This is a genomic window from Streptomyces sp. NPDC048565, from assembly GCF_040650935.1.
In the GTDB taxonomy this organism is placed as follows: domain Bacteria; phylum Actinomycetota; class Actinomycetes; order Streptomycetales; family Streptomycetaceae; genus Streptomyces.
Window position 1 is genome coordinate 69536 of record NZ_JBEZIH010000030.1, and the last position, 21032, is coordinate 90567.

Consider the following 21032-nt stretch of genomic DNA (forward strand, 5'->3'; position numbering starts at 1 on the left):
CGGCTACGCGCGCCCGAGCGCCTCACTCAGCCGACGCACGAGCGGGTCGGTGCCGGGCACGACGGAGGGCAGGACCTCCCGCAGCAGCGAGAGGTCTTCCAGCACCTCCCGGATCACGTGCGGCTCCGGTGCACCTCCGAGAAGCACGTCGCACCGAGCGGTGGCACGCTCCCACTCCTGGAGCGCGCAGTGCATGAACAGGACGCATCCGAGCTCCAGAGCCTTCTTGGTGCTGTCCCCTGACCCGTCCGGGAGGAGCAGGCCGATCGCGCGGCGGAAATGCGTCTCGGCCTCCCGCTCGTTCCCCGTCAGACGTGAGGAGAGCGCGTACAGACCCACGTACCAGCCGTCCTCGGAGTCGGTCTCGACAGCCCGCACGCAGTCGGCGAGGGCTTCCTCGTAACGGCCGAGGCGCAGGTGCAGCTGGGCGCGTCCGGCGAACGACCACGCGGCCGGTGCCTCGGCAGCCATGACCTGCCCGTAATCGGCGACCGCGTCCTCGTACCGGCCGGCCCGCCGGTACATCTCCGCACGGTGGGGGACGAGTTCCCCTGGCCGGGGATCGACCTCCAGGGCCAGGGAGTAGTCGTCGGCCGCTTCCGCGTACCGGCCCAGCCGGCGGAACACCAGAGCACGGCTGAGAATGGGGAAGGCGGACCGGGGGTCGACCGCGATGGCCCCGGTGGAGTCGGCCAGCGCTTCCTCGTAACGGCCCAGCTCGAAGTAGGTGTTCGCCCGCCTGGCGAGCGCCCACCCGTGGTCCGGGTCTACCTCGATGGCGCGTGTGTAGTCGGCCAGAGCGTCTCCATGGCGGCCGAGCCTCGCGTAGGTGTCCGCCCGCCTGGCGAGCGCCCATCCGTAGTCCGGGTCTACCTCGACGGCGCGTGTGTAGTCGGCCAGAGCGTCCTCGTCGCGGCCGAGCTTCACGTAGGTGTCCGCCCGGCTGCCAAAGGCCCATCCGTAGTCCGGGTCTACCTCGACGGCGCGTGTGTAGTCCGCGAGAGCAGCCTCGTACTGGCCCATGAAGTGGTGGAACCGGCCGCGGCTGGCGAAGGCCCACGCATACTGCGGGTTGATCTCGACGGCCCGCGTGTAGTCGACGAGAGCCTCGGCGTGCCGGCCCGAGCTCTGGTGGACGAAGGCCCGGCTCCCCAGGGCCCAGGTGTACTCCGGCCTGATCTCGATGGCCCGTGTGTAGTCGGCAACGGCCTCGTCGGGGCGGCCCAACGCCTCGTGGACCTGGGCACGGCTGCCGAACGCCCATGCGTAGCCCGGGTCGAGATCGACGGCACGGTCGAAGTCCGCGAGGGCCTCGTCGTAGCGGCCCAGACTCCGGTAGGCGTCCCCACGGCTGCCGACGGCCCTTGCGTCGAGGGGATCGAGCTCCACAGCACGGGTACAGGCGATGACCGCGTCCTCGTGACGGCCCATCAACCGGTACGTCTCCCCACGGCCCGCGTGGGGGCGCTGGGCGGCCGGATCGATCTCCAGGGCCAGCGCGTAGTCCGCCAGCGCCCTTGCGTGGTCGCCCGCGATCCGGTACTCGCGGGCCCGGACGGAGTACGCCAGAGCGCGCCCGGGCGCGCCGAGTTCGGGCGCGGTCAGCAACAGGCCCAGCACCGCGGTGCTCGCCTCGTCCTGCTCACCGGCGGCTTCCAGGCGCCGGCCCCAGGAACTGAGGCCTGCCGCCTCCGTGTCGTGTCCTGCCTGTCCGATGATCTGTGCCCAGCGCCGCAGCGTGGCGAGGTCGTGATCCATGGCCTCGACGGCCTGGTGGAGAGCGTCGGGCAACGCGGCCCGGTGGTTCGCGCACAGTCGGTGATACGTCTCGTTGAGCCGGTGCTCGCGCCAGACGGAGTCCCCCCAGCATTCGGAGGAGTCGGTTCCGATGTCGGCCTCCGCCGCCAGGCGCCACTGCTCGAAGACATCGGCCAGCCGGGTGTGCGCCTGCTGCCAACGGGCCGGCGACCGACCGCGCTGCAAACGCAGCATCGCCGCCCGCACCACATCGTGATAGCGGCACCTGCCCGCCTGCGTGGAGACGAACGCGAGGCCGCGCAGCCAGGGGTAGCCGTCGGCGGCCTCCGGCGCGGCGGCCCGGAAGACGTCCTCGTCGATCTGCAGCGGAAGCGCACAGGCAAGCGCCGCCTCGCGCCGCCGGGTGTCCGGTTCCCACTTCAGGAACCTCTCGACCGCCGTCTCCGACGGGTCCCCGAAGCTGTCTTCGGCGCTCGCGCCACTGCGGGCCAGCATGTCGACCAGCAGCGGAAGCCGGCCCGACAGGCGCAGGACCAGCTCGACGCTCGGTTCGTCGGTGACCCCGTGGGTGGCGAGCAGCGTGCGGGCCTCCTCCTCGGTGAACACCTCCAGGCAGACGTCGGTGACCTGACCGAGGCGGTCGCCCCAGACCCGGGTGTCCAGGCGCAGCTGTCCGGACAGCACGATCTGCACATTGACCGGCAGCCCGCCGTACTCCTCGCCGAAGACGATGTCGTGCAGCCACCCGTCGAGCACCGGCCCGGTCCGCTCGTACACGTCGAAGAACAGCACCACCCGCTCGCACCGTTCCGCGACCTCGGCCAGGTCGTCGAGGAAGACCGGGGCGAGAACCGCCACCGGATTCATCACCAGCTGGACGTCGTCATGGCTGCGCAGCCGCGTGTTGAGGGCCGTCCGCAGCCGGTCGGCGCCCAGCGCGACCTGCTGCGGATCGACCGCCCCGACGAACGCCCCGACCCCGGGCACCATGCCCAGGCCGACCAGGCCCACCTGGGCCGCGACCGTACCGGCCGGCGAGGCGGCCTGGCCGCCCCCGAGGTCGGGCTGCGGTGCGGGGGCGACACTCTCGGCCTGGTGCCGGCGCTGCCGGTAGGCGGACAGCTGCTTGTCGAACCTCTTCAGCGGGTGGCCCTGCCGGCCCAGCCTGGCACTGACCGCTTCCATCGCCTCGAACACATCGTGCACATCGTCGTCCACGTACGCCGTGACAACGGAGGCCCGCTCGCGCGCCGCGCCCTCCCACTGCCGCACCAGCGTCGACTTCCCCACGCCGCCGTTGCCGCGCACATGGAACAGGAACGGGAAGTCGGGCTCCTCAGGATCCCTGGCGAACGTCTCGCGGAAGACCGCCAGCTCGCCCCGGCGTCCGACGAACTGCGCACCCTCGCGCCGCCGGTTGACCTCCTGCCGCGTCGGCCGCCGTCCGGCACCGGCCACATGAACCACCCCACCCCCGGATCTCCGGCCATGATGCCGCGCCGTCGGGGGATCGGGGAGCGAACACCCGAAGTGATCACCGCTCGATGCTCGGCACGCGTGAGGGGGCGCCCCTCATGGGACGCCCCCTCGAACCGCTGAACTCCTGTCGCCCGCGCCCCTCCGGCTACGCGGCGAGGTCCCTGTCGCCGGGCACACCGCCACGGCCGGACCCGGGGCTCGGCTCGGGGATCCCCCGCGACTCGTCCTGTCCGTCGGCCGGGGCGACGGCCCCGCGTGAACGGACGAGGAAGCCGACCGATCCGGTCCTGGCCACGGCCCCCACCAGGGGCGTCAGCATCATCATGGCGAGCGGGGCGAGCAGCAGAGCGACGGCCGTGCCGAGCGCGAAGCCGCCGATCACGTCGGTCGGATAGTGCACGCCCATGTAGACGCGGCAGAAGCCCTCCAGGAGCGCAAGACCGATGGCCCACAGACCGAACTTCCGGTTGGCCACGAAGAGCCCCACGGCGATGGCCATCGCCATCGTCGCGTGGTCGCTCACGAAGGAGAAGTCCGTCTTGCCCTTCACCAGGACCTCGACGCCCTTGTGGTCCATGAACGGGCGTGGCCGCTCCACGAAACCCCGGATCGGGATGTTGATGAGCAACGCGATCCCGGCGGCCAGCGGTGCCCACACGAGCCCGGCGACCGCCGTGACCGAGTCCTCGGCCGTCCCGCGTCGGCGTACGCTCCACCAGCACCACAGGACCGCCAGGACCATGCCGAACATGATCCCGAATTCACCGACGAATTCCATGACCCGGTCGAACCAGGTCGGAGCGGACTTCGCCAGCCCGTTGATGTCGTAGAGCAGGCTGACATCGGGGTTCGACCCATCGAGTGCGAGTCCAGCCATCTGCCGCGGCCCCTTGCCTTGTCTGCTGCTGCGACGCACGAGGATGTGCGCCGCTGTGGTCTGACCCCCGTGGTCGGTGCGGATTCAGTGCCGCGTCACGCCATGATGCCGTCACGCCGGGACCGGTCTGGTCAGTCACGCATGGTCATGTGCGCATGTTGTCCCAGTCCAGGGAACGGCCTGTCAGCTCTCTGCGTTCCGTTCTCCACCGAATGATCACCATGACGTTATCGAAGAGTGACTCATCGTCGCAGCTCAGGGCCTGGGCTTCACGGAGAGTTCCGGCCACGGCCGACTGCTCGTCAGCCCTCCGGGAGCGTGGTCGGAAGCGCCGCGGCCCCGTCCTTCGTGACTCTTGTCGCACCGAAGTAGTCGGGGGTGTCGATCTTGTCGAACCGGATCACCGCGCCGGTGTACGGGGCGTTGATCATATAACCCCCGCCGACGTAGAGCCCGACGTGGTGGATGGCCCGCGAGTTGTTCAGATCGTCCGAGAAGAACACCAGATCGCCGGGGAGGAGTTCCTCACGGGAGGGGTGCGGCCCGGCGTTGTACTGGTCGTTGGCCACCCGGGGCAGCTCGATGTCGACCGTCCGGTACGCGGCCTGGGTCAGCCCCGAACAGTCGAACCTGCCGCCCTGGTCGGACGTACCGTTCCCGCCCCAGAGGTAGGGGGTGCCGAGCTTCTTCTGAGCGAAGTAGATGGCCGCTGCCGCCTGCTGGGAGGGCTGCACCCGGCCGACCGGCTTGGCGAAGCTCTCCTCCAGGGACCGGATGATCTTTACGTAGTTCTGCGTCTCGCTGATCGCGGGGACCCCGCCGGACTGGATCACCCGGTAGGCGCCGGCGTTGTACGCGGCGAGCATGTTGTCGGTGGCGTCGCCCGACACCTTCTTGACGTACCCGGCGAGTTCGCAGTCGTAGGAGGCGGCGGACGGAATCGCGTCGGCGGGGTCCCATACGTCCCGCTTCCCGTCCTCGTTCCCGTCGATGCCGTGCGAGGCCCAGGTCCCGGGGATGAACTGCGCGATGCCCTGCGCGGCTGCCGGGCTCTGGGCGCGAGGGTTCCAGCCGCTCTCCTGGTACAGCTGCGCGGCCAGGAGGGCGGGGTTGATGGCGGGGCAGAGGTTGCCCCACTTCTCCACGATCGGCTGATACCGCGCGGGCACGGCCCCCTTGGCCAGCCCGACGGCACCGCTCGCCGCCCCGGACATCCCGGCGGCGGCGGAGTACGTCCCGACGAAGAGCAGGGCGATGAAGCACAGGCCGAGCCCGATCCCACCGCCGGCGAACACCCAGTATTTCCGCACACCCCAACCATCCCCCATTCGGGCGCGGTTCAGGGCGCGATTCGCTGGTGTGTACGGGTCGAGGGAGGCATGAGGGGGCGTCAGGGGCGGCCGGGCGGGGTCACGGGGCGCCCGCGGACCGGAAGAGCGAGCGGATGTCGGGGCGGGGGATGGGGCGGACGCCCTCGTAGGACGGGCCGTTCGGCGAGGTGACGGGATCAGCGACCTCGGACTTTTCCACACAGGGGCTGTCCACCTCGAAGAATGCCCGCCGGCACAGGCCCGGCCTCGGGCCGCAACCCTCGCCCCGGAACCCGACCGCGAACGCGACCCGGAACGCGACCCGGAACCGATCGGAGGAGGACACCGTCCATCCCGGCATCCACCGGACCAGCCGAAAGGGCGCCCATGGCCACCGCGACCGCACCCCGTTTCCTCTACGTCGCCCGGCACGGCGAGGCGACCCCCGACGAGACCGGACTGACCGAGCGGGGCCGACGCCAGGCCGCCCTGCTCGGTGAGCGGCTCCGGGGCGTACCCCTGTCCGCCGTCCACCACGGCCCGCTCCCCCGGGCCACGCAGACCGCCCGGCTGGTCCACGAGCGGCTCGGGCGGGACGTCCCCCTCCAGGTCTCGGAGCCGGCCGGGGACTACGTCCCGTACGTCCCGCGCCGGGAGGAGCTCCCCGAGGACTCGGCGGACCGGCTGCTCACGTTCGTGGAGCAGGTCCCCGAGGCCGAACGCAGCCGGGGCCCGGCGCTGGCCGAGGCCGCGATGGCACGGTTCACGGGGCCGGCGGAAGGCGATGAGCCCCGTCATGAGCTGGTCGTCACCCACGCGTTCCTCGCCGCCTGGGTGGTCAGGGACGCTCTGGACGCCCCCGCCTGGCGCTGGCTGGGCCTCAACCACTCCAACGCGGCGCTGACCGTCGTCCGTTACGCCCCCGGGAGGCCCGCGGCCCTGCTCATGGTCAACGACATGGGCCACCTCCCGGCGGACCTCCGCTGGACGGGCTTCCCACCGGAGCTCCATGCCTGAACCCGCACTGTCCGGGGGCCGGATGTCCCCCGGACGGATGGTTTACGGGCCACCACGCTCGCGGCCCCGGGTCAGGCGAGCCGCACTTCGTGATCATGCAAGGCGTGATCTCCGTACACCACAACTCATCGCGCACCCGCCGGTTGTTGACGGCCGCAGGGCTCGTCGCGGCGGCCCTGGCCGCAACACTGCCCGGCGGTACATCCGCACGGGCCGCCGGCTCCGCATCCGTGCCGGCGCCCCCGCCGAAGGCGCCTCAGGCTCAGGCGCCCCGGGCGGCCACCCCCGCGGAGGCCCGCACCGCCGCCTGGCTGAACGCTCACCCCAAGGACGCCGCCCGCTTCTTCAAGGACCTGCCCAAGGGGGGTGACCTGCACAATCACCTGTCCGGAGCGGTACGGACCGAGTACCTCATCCAGCTCGCGGCCGACGACGGCCTCTGCATCGACGCCACGATGACCGCCGTCGCACCGCCGTGCGGTACCGGCACCCGTCCCGCCGCCGACGCCCTCACGGACGCCGGCTTCCGGCAGAAGATCGTCCGGGCCTGGTCCATGCAGGACTTCCCCGAGGGCGAGTCGGGCCACGACCACTTCTTCGACACGTTCGGGAAGTTCGGCGCCGCGACGTCGCACCGGGGGAAGATGCTGGCCGATGTGGCGGGCACCGCGGCGGCACAGAACCAGACGTATCTGGAGACCATGGTCAGCCCCGCATCCGACGGCGCCAAGAAGCTGGCCGCTGACGTCGGCTGGGACGCCGACCTGGCCGCGATGCACCGCAAGCTGCTCGCAGGCGGCCGGCTGGACCAGCTGGTGACCGCCTCCAAGCAGGAGGCCGACGCCTCCGACGCCGAGTTCCGCGACACCGCGCACTGCGCGACCGCCACCCCCGGCCCGGCCTGCCGCGTCACGGTGCGCTGGGTCTCCCAGGTGTCGCGCAACAGCGCACCTGAGCGCGTCTTCACCCAGATCGCCCTGGGTCTGCGCCTGGCCGAACGCGACCAGCGGTTCGTCGCGGTGAACCTGGTCCAGCCCGAGGACGGCGAGATCTCCGTCCGCGACTACCGCCTGCACATGCGCATGCTCAACTACCTGCACACGGTCTATCCCCGCGCCCACATCACCCTGCACGCCGGTGAGCTCGTCGCAGGCCTGGTGAAGCCCGAGGACCTCACCTTCCACATCGACGACGCCGTACGCACCGGCCAGGCCGAGCGCATCGGCCACGGCGTCGACCTCGTGCAGGAGGACGACTGGCAGCGCCTCGCCCGCGACATGGCGCGCCGCCAGATCGCCGTCGAGGTGCCGCTCACCAGCAACGCCCAGATCCTCCAGGTCGAGGGCGACGAACACCCCTTCCCGGTGTACCGGAAGTACGGGGTGCCCGTCGTCCTGTCCACGGACGACCCAGGCGTCTCACGCGGTGACATCGGCCAGGAGTACCGCCGGGCCGCCCGTACGTACGCACTCGGCTACCCGGAGCTGAAGGACCTGGCCCGCGCGTCCCTGGAGTACAGCTTCCTGCCGGGCCGCAGCCTGTGGCGCTCCGACCCGGTCCGCCAGGGCTTCCGCCCGGTCGAGGAGTGCCAGGTCCCGCAGTCCGCGCGCTGCGCCCGGTTCACCGCCCAGAACCCGAAGGCCCAGCTGGAACGGCGCCAGGAGGCGTCCTTCCGCACGTTCGAGATCCGGTACGGCGGCTGACCTGCGTACGGGGCCGGCCTCCGTACGGCGCTGACCTCCGTACGGAAGCCGGCCTCACCCGCCCTCGGCCGCGTCAGTGGTCGAGGGCCAGGTGACGACGGCAGCCATCGAGATCGGCCCGCCCGCCCGGCACCGGCTTCGGCGGACCGTAGCCCACGCTCGCCCTCGGCGCCGGGCCCGCCGACGTCGGCCAGACCGGCGCCGAGAGCTGGCATGTCCTGGCCGACCCGGAAGGCAACGAGTTCAGCCTGCCGCGCGCCCCGGGTCGTGCCCCTCTGACCGGATCAGGTGGTGCAGTAAGGCGCGAGGTCGCGGGCCTCGTCGCGATGCACCCGCTCGATGTTCGCCAGCGCGGCACGGAAGCAGCGGACAACGGTGTCACGTGTCTGGGCAGCGCTGTGGGGCGTCGCGACGACATTGGGCGCCGTGAGGAGCGGGTCCGAGGGACTCACCGGCTCCTGAGCCCAGACGTCGACTCCCGCACCGCCGAGGTGCCCGCTCTCCAGGTGTTGCCGTAGCGCTGCTTCGTCGACGACTCCTGAACGGGAGACACTCACCAGTACCGACCCGCGCTTCATCGCCGCCAGCTCCTCGTGCGAGATCAGCATGGAGGTCTCCGTGGTGAGGGGCACGTGCACACTGACCACATCGGCCTGCGTCAGCAGCTCACGGAACGGTGTGTAGACGGCCCCTGTCTCGGTCTCCACCTGCGAGGAAGCACGGGCGACGTCGAAGTACCTGACAGTCATGCCGAAAGCGCGAGCGCGTCGTGCGACCTCACGTCCGATGCTGCCGAACCCGATGACGCCGAAGGTCTTGCCGCTGAGCTCGAAAGTCGACGAGAGCTGCTCGTTGGGTGCCCAACGGCCGTCGATCATGTTGGCGTGCAGAGCGCACAGATGGCGCGCGGACGCGAGAGCCAGAAGCATCGTGTGCTCGGCGACAGCGACGGAGTTCAGCGCGGGGAGGTTGGCGACACCGATGCCGAGCTCGCGCGCGGTCTCCGTGTCCACACCGTCGAGCCCCGCGCCCAACCGCTGCACCAGCTTCAGTTTCGGTGCCGACCTCAGCTCCTCCGCCCGGACGCTTCCGGAGCCGTTCAGGATGTACGCGGCCTTCTCGAGGTCTTCCCTCGCGGGGGTCTCGCCGTCAGGAATCAGCAACTCGAACCCGCTGGGGATCTCGCTCCGGAGGATCGCAAGGACGCTCTCGTCCTTTTCGCCGATCCAGAGAATGGTTTCGGGCACGGTTATTCCTTTTCCTTGAGCAGTGCTACGCGGTTCGCGGGAAGGCCGGGGCCCGACGGAGTACGCACGAACAGCACGAGCACGGCCGAGACAAGTGCCACGCATGACAGCGCCAGGAGCGAGGCCGTGACGGAGCCGGTGGCGTCGAGCAAGTAGCCGAAGAGGGTGGGGCCGACGAACCCGCCCAGTGCGGCGACGGCGTTGACGAAGGCGAGCCCGCCCGCTCCGGCCGCCGTCGTCCCGAGGTAGGACGAGGCGAGGGACCAGAAGGTGGACATCGTCCCGTAGCCGAAGAAGGCCAGACAGAGGGCGAGGAAGCCGATCACGGGGCTGACGACCGCGCCGACACCGAGCCCGAGGGCGATACACGCGCAGCCGAGCAGCACGTGGAGCTGATGTCGCCCGCGCCGGTCCGACGACCTGCCGAGGACGAACAGCCCGATGATCTGGAAGGCGTACGGAGTGACCGACAAGGAGGTGACCTGGAAGGTGGACAGGCCACCGATCCTCTCCGTCACCGACGGAAGCCAGAACACGAGGCCGGCGTTGGTGATCTGGGTGCAGGCGTAGACGGCGGCGAGGAGCAGCACCTTGGGCCGGCGCAGGGCCTGGAGCAGGCTCTCCTGGCGCGATTCGCCGGTGTCTCTGTCCTTCTCGATGCGCGTGGTGAGTTCTTCACGCTCGTCAGGGGTGAGCCATTTCGCGTCCGCGGGCCGGTCGGTGAGGACGAACCAGGCGACGACACCGACGACGATGGTCGCCGCGCCCTCGAGAAGGAAGAGCCACTGCCAGCCGTGGAGGCCGCCGGAGCCGTCGAATCCGAGGATCAGCCCCGAGGACGGGCCGGCGAGTAGGTACGCGGCCGGGCCGGCCGCGCTGAGGAGTGCCAGCGCTTTCCCACGCTCATGCGCGGGAAGCCAGAGAGCGATGTAGTAGACGGCCCCGGGGAAGAACCCCGCCTCGGCCGCACCGAGAAGAAACCTCAGAAGATAGAACGTGTATTCGCCCTGCGCGAGCGTCATGAGGGCGGTGACGACTCCCCAGGACACCATGATCCTCGCCAGCCACCGCCTGGCCCCCACCTTGTACAGAATGAGATTGCTGGGCACTTCGAAGATGAAGTAGCCGATGAAGAAGATGCCTGCCCCGAGCCCGAAGGCCGCGTTGCTCAGCCCGAGGTCGACAGAGATGGTCTTCTGCGCGAAGGCGAGGTTTCCTCGGTCGAACTGGTTGAGGAGGTACATGAGGGTGACGAACGAGATGATCCGTATCGTCACCTTCACGGTGATACTGCGACCCTGCGCCGCTTTTGTCATGAGCATCTGGGGGCTCCCTTGGCTGCTGCCGGGGTGCGTCGACACCGCCGAGCCCGAGTTATGTAAGCATCCTTTATGAGCCCAGTAAACCTATGTAAGCATCTTTTTAATTGTCGTGACCCTCGCCGGTACCGGCTACCGAACAGCGCCTCCGAAGGTCCTGGGCTCACGGGCCCATGCCTCTGCCGTCTCGGAGAAGACCGCACTGACCAGCTGGTTCGCGGCGGCGCGAGCCTCCTCCGGGCGCCGCCCCTGGATGGCGTCGGCAAGACTCACATGCAGCTGGAGGGACTCCTCGTCGGGGAGGTGAGGCAGCAACCCGAGATCGCTGCGCCCGGAGACGGTGTTCCCCACGGCGCTCTGAAGCTGCGCGAACATCTCGTTACCGGACGCCACAAGTACGACATTGTGGAAGGTCACGTCGATCTCGACGAAGCCGGCGATGTCCTGCGCCCGGACCACCGCACGCATCTCGGCGGCGAGTGACAGCAGCCTGCTGGACAGGTCCTCGGGGGCGTAGCGCGCAGCCAGCTCCGCCGCTGCGGGCTCGATCGCGCCGCGGAGCTCGTTGAGTGAGCGGAGCTGGGCCGGGTAGCCGTCGCTCTCGAGGCGCCAGCGCATGACCAGCGGATCGAAGTAGTTCCACGACGTTGACGGCAGAACCCGGACACCGACCCGTTTGACACTGCTGACGAGGCCGATGGTATGCAGCACCCGCACCGCTTCCTTGACGACGGAACGGGAGACACCGAAGTCCGCTTCGAGGTCTTGTGTGGGGACGACGTACCCCTCCGGCAGCTGACCGGTCACGATGGCGCTACCGAGCGAATCAAGAGTCTGCTGCAAGAGGGATTTCGGCATACCGATCAGACTAATCCGCAGGGTACGAACGATGCCCCCGCACTCCTGGCAGCAGCAGAGGGCTTCGTCCGAGGGATGCGGTCAGCTCTGTGCGGCGACCCTTCTTCCGATCTCCTTGAGCACGAGGTCCGGGCTGTCCTTCGGAACGTCGTGGGAGCTGCCCACGGTGCGGTTGACGCGCCTGGGCAGCCCTCCTCAGCGCCGTCCAAAGCGACCGAGGTCACCTCGTACGCCGCAAGCCCCGCCGGAAGCCCCGGGTCCAACTGCGGACGCGACCGCCTGATCGTCCCCGCGTGCTTGCCACCGCGCGTACGCGACATCACGAGGCGGCCTCCCAGGATCTGCGCGCGGGCCTGTCTCCCCTTCGAGCCGCACAGCGACCACGCGCAGAGTCAGCCCGCGCATTCGACCCACAGCACCTTGCCGCCCTGACCGGGCAGCCCGCCCCGGATCGGGTAGGCACCCCAGCTCTCCGCGCATTCGCGTACGAGGTGGAGCCCACGCCCTCGCTCGGCCAGGGCGCACGGCTCGGCCGGGGCGCCGCCGGCGAACGGAGCCGGGATCTCCGGATTGCTGTCCCACACCCCGACCCGCACCCGGTTCCGGCCCGCCCCGCGCAGCCGTAGCGAGTACGAACCCGAGGAGTGCCGGTAGGCGTTGGTGACCAGCTCGCTCGCCAGGAGTTCGGCGGTGTCGATGAGATCCCGCATCCCGTGCACGAGGAGCACGGTCCGCAGCGTCGCCCGGGCGATCCCGGGCCCACGGGGATCCTGCGGAAGTTGGAGGGTGTACGCCCAAGGCGGCATTACGGTGGCCATAGCCATGGAAGTCTCCGTTCAAGGAGGAGCGTTGGGGTGTGCGTCTCGCATGGCCCGGTGACCAGGTCGCTCCGTCGAGCGGGGTGCTTCCGGGCCGGTGGCCTGAGCTCCAAGGTAGCCAGTTGCGGCTAATGTATTAACCGAAAGATGGGTAATGAGTGAACTGCCACCCGTTCGGGTGATGAGGCGTTCAAGGAGGCGAACCGGTCAGTGAGGACCAACCCGACGGGTCGCCAGCTCCGCCTCGGCGGTGAGCTGCGCAAGCTCCGGGAGCGCGCCGGGCTCACCGCGACACAGGCCGGCCAACTCCTGGGCGTGAAGCAGAACCAGATCAGCAACATGGAAGCCGGCCGAGTGGGCGTGAGCCCGGACAGGGTCCGCACGCTGGCCGGCCACTACCGGTACGCGGACAAGGATGTTGTCGACGCCCTCTGCGACATGACAACGGACCGCGCGCGCGGCTGGTGGGAGGAATACCGGGAGATTCTTCCCGCGCCCCTCCTGGATCTCGCCGAAGTCGAGCACCATGCGCGGCGATTGCGTACGGCCGTCACCGTCCACATCCCCGGGCTCCTCCAGACCCCGGAGCACGCCCGCGAGATCTTCCGGCAGGACGCGCCGGAGCTGTCGCCGCCCGAAATCGAGCACCGCATCTCATTCCGCATCAAGCGTCAGGCCGTACTCTTCCGCGATCCGCCGACCTCTCAGCATGTGGTCATCCACGAAGCGGCCCTCCGCATGCAGTTCGGCGGCCCGAAGGTGACCTGCCGACAGCTGGAACACCTGGTGGAGATCAGCGACCGCTCTCATGTCGTGCTTCAGGTCATCCCGTTCTCCGCCGGAGCGTTCGCCGGGTCGGGGCAGTCGATCTACTACATCCACGGCGCAGTGCCGCAGCTCGACAGCGTCAACCTCGATCAGTCGCACGGCCCGGTTTTCCTCGACACGGAAGCGCAGTTGCAGAAGTACCGCGTACTGCTGAGCCGCATCGAGGCCATCGCGCTCACACCCACGGAGTCGCGCGACTTCGTGCACACCATCGCCCGGAATCTGTGAGGGGACCCGACATGACCGCACTCGACTGGCAGAAGTCGTCCTACTGCGCCCAGGGCAACTCGTGCATACACATCGCCGCCGACCACGGATCCGTCGCCCTCACCGAGAGCGGCGACCCCACCGGCGCGATACTCCGGACCAGCCCCTCCGCCTGGGCCGCCCTCATCCGTACCGTCAAGGAGTCCCACAGTCGTGGCTGACACCCCGCCGGATCTCACCTGGACTCGCGCCGCCCCGGAGGACGCGCAGGGTTCCGGGCCCTGGATCGAGATCGCGTTCGGCGCCGGAGAGCTCGTGTACCTCCGTGGGACCGGCGACCCCGGCACGGTCGTCACCACCACCGTGGAGAAGTGGGAGGCCTTCGCCAAGGGCGTCGTGGCCGGCGAGTTCGACCACTTCGCCGGGGACGACGCCCCGACTGCGGACGGCTGACCACGCTCGCAGACCCCGTCAGGCGGCGCGTGTTCGGGCCCACCTACACGCCCTCGCATAGGCTGGCCGCCGCCTTCCGACGCACCGTGACGAGGAATCAGTCCATGCCCAGCAGCAGCACCACCAGGATCCGCCTGATCGAGCCCGCAGATGCCGCCCCGATCGCCGCGCACCGGGTGCGGGACTTCGAGGCCTTCCGGCCGTGGGAGCCGGCCCAGCCGGCCGCCTTCCTCACTCCGGAGGGCCAGGAGGAGCGGATCGGCGCACTGCTGGCCGGACACCGGGCCGGTACGGTCTGGCCCGGTGTGGTTCTCGCCGACGACCGGGTGATCGGGCAGGTCACCATCGGAGGCATCCTGCCGCAGCCGCACCTGCTCCGCGGCTCCGTCGGATACTGGATCACCGGCGTCGCCCAGAACCAGGGGCACGCGGGGCGCGCCGTCGGGCTCGCGCTCCGGACCATGACGGACGAGCTCGGGTTGCACCGCGCCGAGGCGTCCACCCAACTGGAGAACCTCCAGTCACAGCGGGTACTACGCCGCAACGGCTTCACCCCGTACGGCGTCGCCCACAACGCGATCCACCTGGACGGCGCCTGGCGCGACACCTTGCTGTGGGAACGAACGCTGCCCGCGCCGGGGGATGTTAAGGACGCTCAGAGCAGCGTTTAGGGGCCGTTTGATGTCCTGAACCTCCCCCGTGGTGACGTGATCGTGATCAGTCACGTGAGCCCATGTCGTGAACCCTCAACTACCCGACGCGTAACGCCGCAGATAGACGTTCGCGGACGATCCTGTTCCGGAAACGTGCACCTCTTTTTCGTCCCCCTTGCCGCATACCGAAATCTCGAACGACTTCGACCCGACGTTGCCGTAGAGCTGGGCGCACTGCCCGTCCGCCGCGTTGTCCCGCACCCAGCCGTCCAGGTGGATCTTCCCACCGGAGCACCACAGGGAAGCGCCGGCGCGGGCTCCGGAGATCTGGATGTCGTAGTCGTAGCCGCACCCACCCTGAACGGTGTACGCCCCCGCCCGGTCGGCGGCGCTCCGGTCGGCCGCGATCGCGGCCGCGGATCCTGCTGCGGAAATACAGAGGGCCGTACATACGGCCACAGCGATTCGCTTCATTTCTCCCCCGAGAGCAGAACTGGCAATTCCCGCTGCACGCTAGAAGGCGAATGCGTCATTCAGTAGGACAGAACAAGCCATACCTCACCCGGGGATTCTCCGCCTGACGCTTGCCTTCCCCACCCGCTACTGTCTGCGGGTGACCGAACCAGAGACCCTGCCTGCCACCCGTGAGTCCTACGACGCCGTCGCACCCACCTACGCGGAGATGTTCCACGACTCCCTGCGCGACCGACCCCTGGAGCGCGCCCTCCTGGGCGCCTTCGCCGAGCTGGTACGGGCGGCGCACGGTGACGGCGGCGAGGTCGCGGACCTCGGCTGCGGGCCCGGCTACGTCACCGCCCACCTGCGCGGGCTGGGCCTGAACGCCTTCGGCGTCGACGCCTCCCCCGTGATGGTCGAGCTCGCCCGCGCGGCGCACCCCGCGCTCCGGTTCGAGGTCGGCTCGTTGGCCGCGCTGGACATCGAGGACGGTGCGCTGGGCGGGGTGCTCGCTCGGTGGTCCGTCATCCACACCCCGCCGCAGGAGCTGCCCGCCGTCCTGGCCGGGATCGCCCGGGTTCTGGCACCCGGCGGGTACCTGCTGATCGACTTCCCGGCCACCGACGGCCCCCACATCGACACGCAGGCCTACGACCACGCGGTGGTGACGGCCTACCGCTGGTCCCCCGGCCGTCTCGCCGCGCTCCTGCGCGACCACGGACTGGCCGAGACGGCCCGCACGGTGATCGAGCCGGCCCCCACCGACAAGCGGCAGTTCCAGGAGGTCCAGCTCCTCGCCCGCAAGGCGTAGCCCGGACCGACCGGGCCGACAACCGTCCCGGCCGTTGACATCGGTGAGTCGCCGTTGCTTGTCTGGGGCGTGGGAGCAACAAGCGCTTACGGGCCGGATTCACGGACCCGCGGAGTTACGTACCTACGGACTTTGGGAGCGTACTGGTGGAGTTCTCGCGTCGTTCCGCACTGTCCGTGATCCCCGCCGCCACGCTCTGGGCACTGTCCGGCACCCTGCGGGCGCAGGCCGCGCCCCGGCGTGACCGGGCCGCCGTACCCACCGGCACCGCCGCCGTACTCACCAACGCCACCGCCGTGTTCGCCGGTACGTCCGAGTCCAACGCCCGCCCCGAGGTCGCCCCCAAACTCGCCTCCCTGCGGGCGACGGCGCAGGCCCGGCTCGACGCGATGGACGGCGCCGGGCAGGACGAGCTCTTCGAGGGCCTACCGCTCGGCACCAGCGATCCCCACCTGAGCACGTCGTACCAGTACCTCTACGAGATCGCCCTCGCCACCTGCCTCCCCGGAGCCGCGGCAGTCGGCCTGTCGAACGACACCGCCGTCCGCCGCCGGGCCATCGACGGGCTCGGCCGGCTCCACGACGAATGGTTCGGCGACCAGTCGAAGGGCTACTACGGCAACTGGTTCACCTGGGAGATAGGGATCCCGGCCTACGTGACCAAGACCCTGGTCCTCCTCAGGGACGAACTCGCGGCATACCGGCCGGACCTCACAGCGACCTACATCGCCTCCATGGACGCCTACCTCCGCAACGGCAAGGACGGCGACGTCGATCTCGACTCACGCTTCCACACCGGCGCGAACCTCGCCGACATCACCACCAACCGGATCCTCCAGGGCGCCCTGCTGGGCGACGAGGCCCGCATCACCAAGGCCATCGCCGACCAGCTGACCGTCTTCTCGGCCGTCGACCCCTATCAGCCGCGCCACGGGGTCACCGACGGCTTCTACGCGGACGGTTCTTTCGTTCAGCACGCGTCCGTCGCCTACACCGGCTCCTACGGCACGGGGCTGCTCACCCGGAGCGTCCAGACCATCAAGGTCCTCGACTCCACCGGCTATCTCCCCGACGAGGGTCTGGTCGGCGTCGTACAGGGCTGGGTCGCGGGCGGCTTCGCTCCGCTGATCTTCGAGGGCTGGATGATGGAGATCGTCAAGGGACGGGCTGTCTCACGGGCGGCCGGCACGGGATACGCGGACGTCATCGCCGTCGTGGAGGCCGTCGTCGGCCTCTCCGCGTACGCGTCCGGCAGCGACGCCGAGGCCCTCGGCGGTTACGTCAAATTCGTCCGGCAGACCTCGAAGGCGAGCCTCGACACCACGTCGTTCGTCTCCCCCGTGAGCATCGCCCGTTACGCCGACATCCTGGACTCACCCGCGCCCGCCCGGGATCTCGTCCCCGTCGCATCCCACTCCGCGTTCAACGCGATGGACCGGACCGTCCACCGCAGGCCCGGTTACGCCTTCGCCCTCGCCCGCAGCTCCGACCGCATCAGCAAGTACGAGTACATGAGCGGCGAGAACCTGATGCCCTGGTTCCAGGGCGACGGCGCCCACTACCTGTATCTGTCCGGCGCGGACCAGCGGCAGGCGTTCGGCGTCGACTACTTCACCGCTGTGCCGCCCCACCGCCTCGCGGGGGTCACCGCCCCCGTCGAGACGCGCCGCAGTGTCCCCGAGCTCTACGGCACCCTCTGGTACGACAACCCCGAGCGCGGCTTCACCTCGTCATCCGAGTCCCAGAACACGTACGTCTACTTCCCCCGTGGCACCCGCTCGTTCTCCGGCGGCACCCGCCTCGGCGGCTACGGCGTGGCCGGTCTCGTGCAGTCCGACGACGCCGCGTACGCCGCCCGGCGGGCCGGCACGCTGCCCGAGGACTTCGTGGCCTACCGGTCGGCCGGTGCCACCAGGTCCTGGTTCATGTTCGACGACGAGATCCTCGTGCTCTCGGCGGATGTGACCGGCCTGTCGGGCCGTGCGGTGACCACGACTGTCGACAGCCGCATCGCCGATCCCACATCGACCGTCACCCTCACCGGCGGCCTCCGCGACGGATCGCCCTGGTCCCCCGGGCAGGGGGCCGGGGCGGCGGCCGCGCCTCCCGCCTGGCTGCGGTACGCCGACGAAGGGCAGCGGACTGCGGTCGGCTACGTCTTCCTGTCCGGCCCGCCGCCGGTCGCCGCACTCGACACGGTCACACGCAGCCGGCGGCTCGTACGTCTCGACAACGAGGACGTGAAGGTGACCAAGCAGCTCTTCACACTGTCCTACGAGCAAGCTGCCGAAGAGCGCTCCTCCGCCATGGCGCACGCCCTCGTCCCGAACGCCTCCGCACGGCAGTTGGCGGCCTACGCCGCACACGGCCCACGCTCCGTGCTCTCCGTACTGTCCAACACGGTCCGCCTCCAGGCCGCCGCGCACACCCGTCTCAGCATCACCGCCGCCAACGCCTTCACCCCGGGGACGCACCGGGTGGGGCGCCTCTCGATCGACGGTCCGGCGTCGGTCATGCTGCGCCGCACCGGAGACGGCAGGTACGCCATCGCCGTCTCCGACCCCACCACGACGCGGGCCACCGTGTCGGTCACCCTTCACGGCCTGGCCCTGCGGCGCGTCTCGGCGGACACCGGGGTCCACGTCCGCCAAGTCCCCGGCGGCACCCGCATCGACGTCACGACCCACCACACCTACGGGCGCAGCTTCACGGCGACGCTGGCCGAGAGGCCCTGACCGCCTGCGCGAGTCGGCTGAGAGCACCTTGAGCACGCCCTTGAGTTCGGCGGCGAACTACGGACCTCCTCCTGGCCGAGGCGGCCCGCCGGCCGTACAGCGATGCACCGTCGGGAAGCAGATCGACGAAGGCCGCGATGTGCCGCTCGCGCACCGGAAGCAGTGCGAAGTCATCGGTGCGGCACGGGCCTTCAGATCTGCTCAAGCCTGCGGGAGCGTGTTCCAGTCCGGCAGTTGCATGGGCGCGCCCACCGCCGTGTCGTCGCCGTAGTTGGCGCCGTCGAGCTTGATCCTCAGGTACTCCCTGCCGGAGAACACCCAGACCTCGTCCGTGAAACCCGGGACGATCATGGCCGCGTCGATCTTCGTACTGAAATTCTCGTATTTCGCGAGGCTGCCCGACCAGTTACTGAGCTGCTTCCGCTCGACGTCGCACGAACCGCCGGGGCCCGTGTCGTCGAGCTTCATCCTGATGTAGTGGTTCCCGGCGAAGACCCAGGCCGTTTGCGTGTGTTCCGGCTTCGGGGCCGGCAGCACCGCGTCGATGCCGTCCGTGAAGTCGGACGCGCCGCAGAACGCTTCGTTCCAGTCGTCGAGCGGGGCGGGGCCGGACACCAGGCTGTCGGTGAAGTTGGCACTGAGGTGCACCCGGATGTATTGCTTTCCGGAGAACACCCAGTAGTCGCCGGAGTGGCCCGGGACAGGAAGCACCGCGTCGATATGGTCGCGGAATCCGGGAAGGTCCTTGAAGGTACCGTCCCAGTGCGTCAGGGAGCGAGGGGTGTTTTCCTTCCTCGTCACCAGCTCGCCCGTGTCCGACTCGGAGATGCTTGCGCGCATGTACTGGTTACCCGAGAACAGCCAGACCCGGGGTGAGTCCCTTTCCTGGACCATCACGGCGCCGATCTCCGTCGGCCCCGCCTTGAGCCCATCGCTCCGGCCCGGATCGCTCTTGGCCGAATCACTCGGGCCCGGTTGCACGCTCGGCTTGGCATCGGACTTGTCCTGCTGCGACTCCGATGCGTGGTTGATCAGCAGCCCGGTGACGACACCGCCGACGACCAGCACCGCTGCCGCCACGAGCCACCCGGCCCTCACCCTGATGTGGCGTCGGTCCTTCTCCCGAGACGGCGTTTCGCTGGGCATGGGGGGCTTCTCCGATGGTTGGGTGGGAACGATTACCGCGGGCGGCGGCCGAAGCGAGGCAACACTCTCGTCAGGGGGAGGTGCAGGCATCGCCGCCAACGGCCGCAGCGCCGCGGCGATCTCGTCAGGGGACGGCCGGGCGGCGGGATCCTTGGCCAGCATCGCCGCGAGGATGGGACGCAGGGGGCCGGCCGCCTCGGGCAGGAGCGGAGGATCGCTGACCACGGCGTAGATCGTCGCTGCGGGGTTCGCCCTGGCGAACGGCGAACGGCCGGTGAACAGCGCACACAGGGTGCCGCCCAGAGAGAACAGGTCGCTGGGGACCCCGGCATGCCGGCCCTCGATACGCTCCGGAGCGAGGTAGTCCACAGTCCCGACCACCCCTCCGGCGGCGGTGAGCGCCAGGGTGTCCTCCAGCATGACGATTCCGAAGTCGCAGAGCACCACCCGGCCGTCGGAGCGCAGCAGGACGTTCGCCGGCTTCACGTCCCGGTGCAGAACACCCACGGAGTGCACCATGTTGAGGGCGGCCACAAGCTCGAGTCCGATCTCGGCGACCCGCTGCACACTCAGGGGACCCTGCCTGGTGACGTGTTCCGCCAGCGACGGCCCCCGCACCAACTCCATGACCAGCCACAACCGTTCGTCGTGGATGACCAGGTCATGGATGTTGATGACGTTGGGATGGGAAACCCTGGCGATGGCGCGCGCCTCTCGGTGCGCCCGGTGCAGCCGCCGGGACAGGCCCTCTCCGTCGCCGTGCAGGTGCACCTCCTTGACCGCGACAGAGCGCTCCAGCAACCGGTCGGTAGCACGCCACACCGTGCCCATACCGCCACTGGCGAGACGCTCGACCAAGAGGTAACGGCCGCCGATCTCCTCCACACCATTGCTAGTCACGCGCACAATCTACCGACCCCTGCTGGTCAGGGACGGCGGGATTATCCGCCCAACTCCCTTGTGTTTCAGCCGACTTACTCTGTCCCAGATCCATCACGCACTCCCACCCGTCAAGCTGACCGGTCACCCCGATCAACGACGACGCGACGCATCGGTATCGGCGCCTCCGAAGAAATCGGATGCGCCCTCGCCAGCAGAAACGATTACCGCCTCGGCCTCCGGCACCTGCCCCCTACCGCTCTTCGCCATCACCGGAGGGGGCGCGCGGGGAACGCGCGGGGAACGCGCGGGGAACGCGCCACCAGGGGCTCGCGCCTACCGACCGCCCCCGGCACCGGCAGCCCTGACCACCTCATGGAGAACGCACCCCCGGCCCCCTCGGCTCCCCCGAGGACCTGCCCCCTCGCACCATGAAGCGCTCCGCTCCGTGAGTGAGGACAGCACCGGGCCCACCACG

17 protein-coding genes and 1 pseudogene are annotated in these 21032 nt (G+C 69.6%); 9 read left to right on the plus strand and 9 right to left on the minus strand.

Annotation, left to right across the window (positions count from 1 at the left end; genetic code table 11):
• Positions 1 to 3: 3 nt before the first annotated feature.
• From AB0C75_RS30145 to AB0C75_RS30155, 3 genes are all read right to left on the minus strand, one after another.
• Positions 4 to 3216, minus strand: coding sequence for a tetratricopeptide repeat protein (locus tag AB0C75_RS30145; RefSeq protein ID WP_362894913.1), 3213 nt, complete (start codon positions 3214 to 3216; stop codon positions 4 to 6).
• Between the two features lie 166 nt (positions 3217 to 3382).
• Positions 3383 to 4114 (minus strand): phosphatase PAP2 family protein, encoded by a 732-nt coding sequence (locus tag AB0C75_RS30150; RefSeq protein WP_362894914.1) that lies wholly within the window; start codon positions 4112 to 4114, stop codon positions 3383 to 3385.
• A 302-nt stretch (positions 4115 to 4416) separates the two neighbouring features.
• Entirely contained in the window at positions 4417 to 5409 is a 993-nt protein-coding gene (locus AB0C75_RS30155) for a bifunctional lytic transglycosylase/C40 family peptidase (protein ID WP_362894945.1), read from the minus strand.
• A 402-nt stretch (positions 5410 to 5811) separates the two neighbouring features.
• Between AB0C75_RS30155 and AB0C75_RS30160 the strand changes: the two genes are divergently transcribed.
• The 3 genes and pseudogenes from AB0C75_RS30160 to AB0C75_RS30170 all read left to right on the plus strand — a co-directional run.
• Positions 5812 to 6441: a histidine phosphatase family protein gene (locus tag AB0C75_RS30160; protein WP_362894915.1), complete on the plus strand. Its 630-nt coding sequence runs from the start codon at positions 5812 to 5814 to the stop codon at positions 6439 to 6441.
• Positions 6442 to 6536: 95 nt separating this feature from the next.
• The gene (locus tag AB0C75_RS30165) at positions 6537 to 8144 is read left to right on the plus strand and encodes an adenosine deaminase (RefSeq protein ID WP_362894946.1); all 1608 of its coding nucleotides are present in this window, start codon (positions 6537 to 6539) and stop codon (positions 8142 to 8144) included.
• A gap of 158 nt (positions 8145 to 8302) precedes the next feature.
• Positions 8303 to 8404, plus strand: a pseudogene (locus AB0C75_RS30170) (VOC family protein); the annotation flags it as partial.
• 24 nt (positions 8405 to 8428) lie between these two features.
• On the opposite strand, the gene AB0C75_RS30175 reads toward AB0C75_RS30170, so the two are convergent.
• The 4 genes from AB0C75_RS30175 to AB0C75_RS30190 form a co-directional block, all read right to left on the minus strand.
• Positions 8429 to 9391, minus strand: a complete 963-nt coding sequence (locus AB0C75_RS30175) for a 2-hydroxyacid dehydrogenase (RefSeq protein WP_362894916.1) — start codon at positions 9389 to 9391, stop codon at positions 8429 to 8431.
• Between the two features lie 2 nt (positions 9392 to 9393).
• Positions 9394 to 10668: an MFS transporter gene (locus AB0C75_RS30180; protein ID WP_362894917.1), complete on the minus strand. Its 1275-nt coding sequence runs from the start codon at positions 10666 to 10668 to the stop codon at positions 9394 to 9396.
• 174 nt (positions 10669 to 10842) lie between these two features.
• Entirely contained in the window at positions 10843 to 11568 is a 726-nt protein-coding gene (locus AB0C75_RS30185) for an FCD domain-containing protein (RefSeq protein WP_362894918.1), read from the minus strand.
• Positions 11569 to 11960: 392 nt separating this feature from the next.
• A complete protein-coding gene (locus AB0C75_RS30190; RefSeq protein ID WP_362894919.1) occupies positions 11961 to 12392 on the minus strand; it encodes an ATP-binding protein in 432 nt (143 codons plus the stop codon).
• Between the two features lie 204 nt (positions 12393 to 12596).
• On the opposite strand from AB0C75_RS30190, the gene AB0C75_RS30195 reads away from it, so the two are divergent.
• The 4 genes from AB0C75_RS30195 to AB0C75_RS30210 all read left to right on the plus strand — a co-directional run bounded on the left by AB0C75_RS30195 (position 12597) and on the right by AB0C75_RS30210 (position 14545).
• Positions 12597 to 13442, plus strand: a complete 846-nt coding sequence (locus AB0C75_RS30195) for a helix-turn-helix transcriptional regulator (protein WP_362894920.1) — start codon at positions 12597 to 12599, stop codon at positions 13440 to 13442.
• An 11-nt stretch (positions 13443 to 13453) separates the two neighbouring features.
• A complete protein-coding gene (locus AB0C75_RS30200) occupies positions 13454 to 13642 on the plus strand; it encodes a DUF397 domain-containing protein (protein WP_362894921.1) in 189 nt (62 codons plus the stop codon).
• The gene (locus AB0C75_RS30205; protein ID WP_362894922.1) at positions 13635 to 13874 is read left to right on the plus strand and encodes a DUF397 domain-containing protein; all 240 of its coding nucleotides are present in this window, start codon (positions 13635 to 13637) and stop codon (positions 13872 to 13874) included. Before AB0C75_RS30200 ends, AB0C75_RS30205 begins: the two co-directional genes overlap by 8 nt.
• A 104-nt stretch (positions 13875 to 13978) precedes the next feature.
• On the plus strand, positions 13979 to 14545 hold the full coding sequence (locus tag AB0C75_RS30210) for a GNAT family protein (protein ID WP_362894923.1): 567 nt from the start codon (positions 13979 to 13981) through the stop codon (positions 14543 to 14545).
• Between the two features lie 75 nt (positions 14546 to 14620).
• On the opposite strand, the gene AB0C75_RS30215 is transcribed toward AB0C75_RS30210, so the two are convergent.
• Positions 14621 to 15001 (minus strand): hypothetical protein, encoded by a 381-nt coding sequence (locus tag AB0C75_RS30215; RefSeq protein ID WP_362894924.1) that lies wholly within the window; start codon positions 14999 to 15001, stop codon positions 14621 to 14623.
• Between the two features lie 139 nt (positions 15002 to 15140).
• Between AB0C75_RS30215 and AB0C75_RS30220 the strand changes: the two genes are divergently transcribed.
• Both AB0C75_RS30220 and AB0C75_RS30225 read left to right on the plus strand, forming a co-directional pair.
• Positions 15141 to 15794: a class I SAM-dependent methyltransferase gene (locus tag AB0C75_RS30220; RefSeq protein WP_362894925.1), complete on the plus strand. Its 654-nt coding sequence runs from the start codon at positions 15141 to 15143 to the stop codon at positions 15792 to 15794.
• Between the two features lie 146 nt (positions 15795 to 15940).
• Positions 15941 to 18529, plus strand: a complete 2589-nt coding sequence (locus AB0C75_RS30225; RefSeq protein WP_362894926.1) for a polysaccharide lyase family 8 super-sandwich domain-containing protein — start codon at positions 15941 to 15943, stop codon at positions 18527 to 18529.
• A gap of 201 nt (positions 18530 to 18730) precedes the next feature.
• Here AB0C75_RS30225 and AB0C75_RS30230 read toward each other — a convergent pair whose 3' ends face one another.
• The gene (locus AB0C75_RS30230; protein WP_362894927.1) at positions 18731 to 20575 is read right to left on the minus strand and encodes a protein kinase; all 1845 of its coding nucleotides are present in this window, start codon (positions 20573 to 20575) and stop codon (positions 18731 to 18733) included.
• Positions 20576 to 21032 lie beyond the last annotated feature (457 nt).

What these genes read in the sequence shown, in the direction of transcription:
- AB0C75_RS30150 (WP_362894914.1), bottom strand. Translation starts at nt 4,114, where the DNA reads ATGGCTGGACTCGCACTCGATGGGTCGAACCCCGATGTCAGCCTGCTC.
- AB0C75_RS30160 (WP_362894915.1), top strand. Translation starts at nt 5,812, where the DNA reads ATGGCCACCGCGACCGCACCCCGTTTCCTCTACGTCGCCCGGCACGGC.
- AB0C75_RS30165 (WP_362894946.1), top strand. Translation starts at nt 6,537, where the DNA reads ATGCAAGGCGTGATCTCCGTACACCACAACTCATCGCGCACCCGCCGG.
- AB0C75_RS30185 (WP_362894918.1), bottom strand. Translation starts at nt 11,568, where the DNA reads ATGCCGAAATCCCTCTTGCAGCAGACTCTTGATTCGCTCGGTAGCGCC.
- AB0C75_RS30190 (WP_362894919.1), bottom strand. Translation starts at nt 12,392, where the DNA reads ATGGCTATGGCCACCGTAATGCCGCCTTGGGCGTACACCCTCCAACTT.
- AB0C75_RS30200 (WP_362894921.1), top strand. Translation starts at nt 13,454, where the DNA reads ATGACCGCACTCGACTGGCAGAAGTCGTCCTACTGCGCCCAGGGCAAC.
- AB0C75_RS30210 (WP_362894923.1), top strand. Translation starts at nt 13,979, where the DNA reads ATGCCCAGCAGCAGCACCACCAGGATCCGCCTGATCGAGCCCGCAGAT.
- AB0C75_RS30215 (WP_362894924.1), bottom strand. Translation starts at nt 15,001, where the DNA reads ATGAAGCGAATCGCTGTGGCCGTATGTACGGCCCTCTGTATTTCCGCA.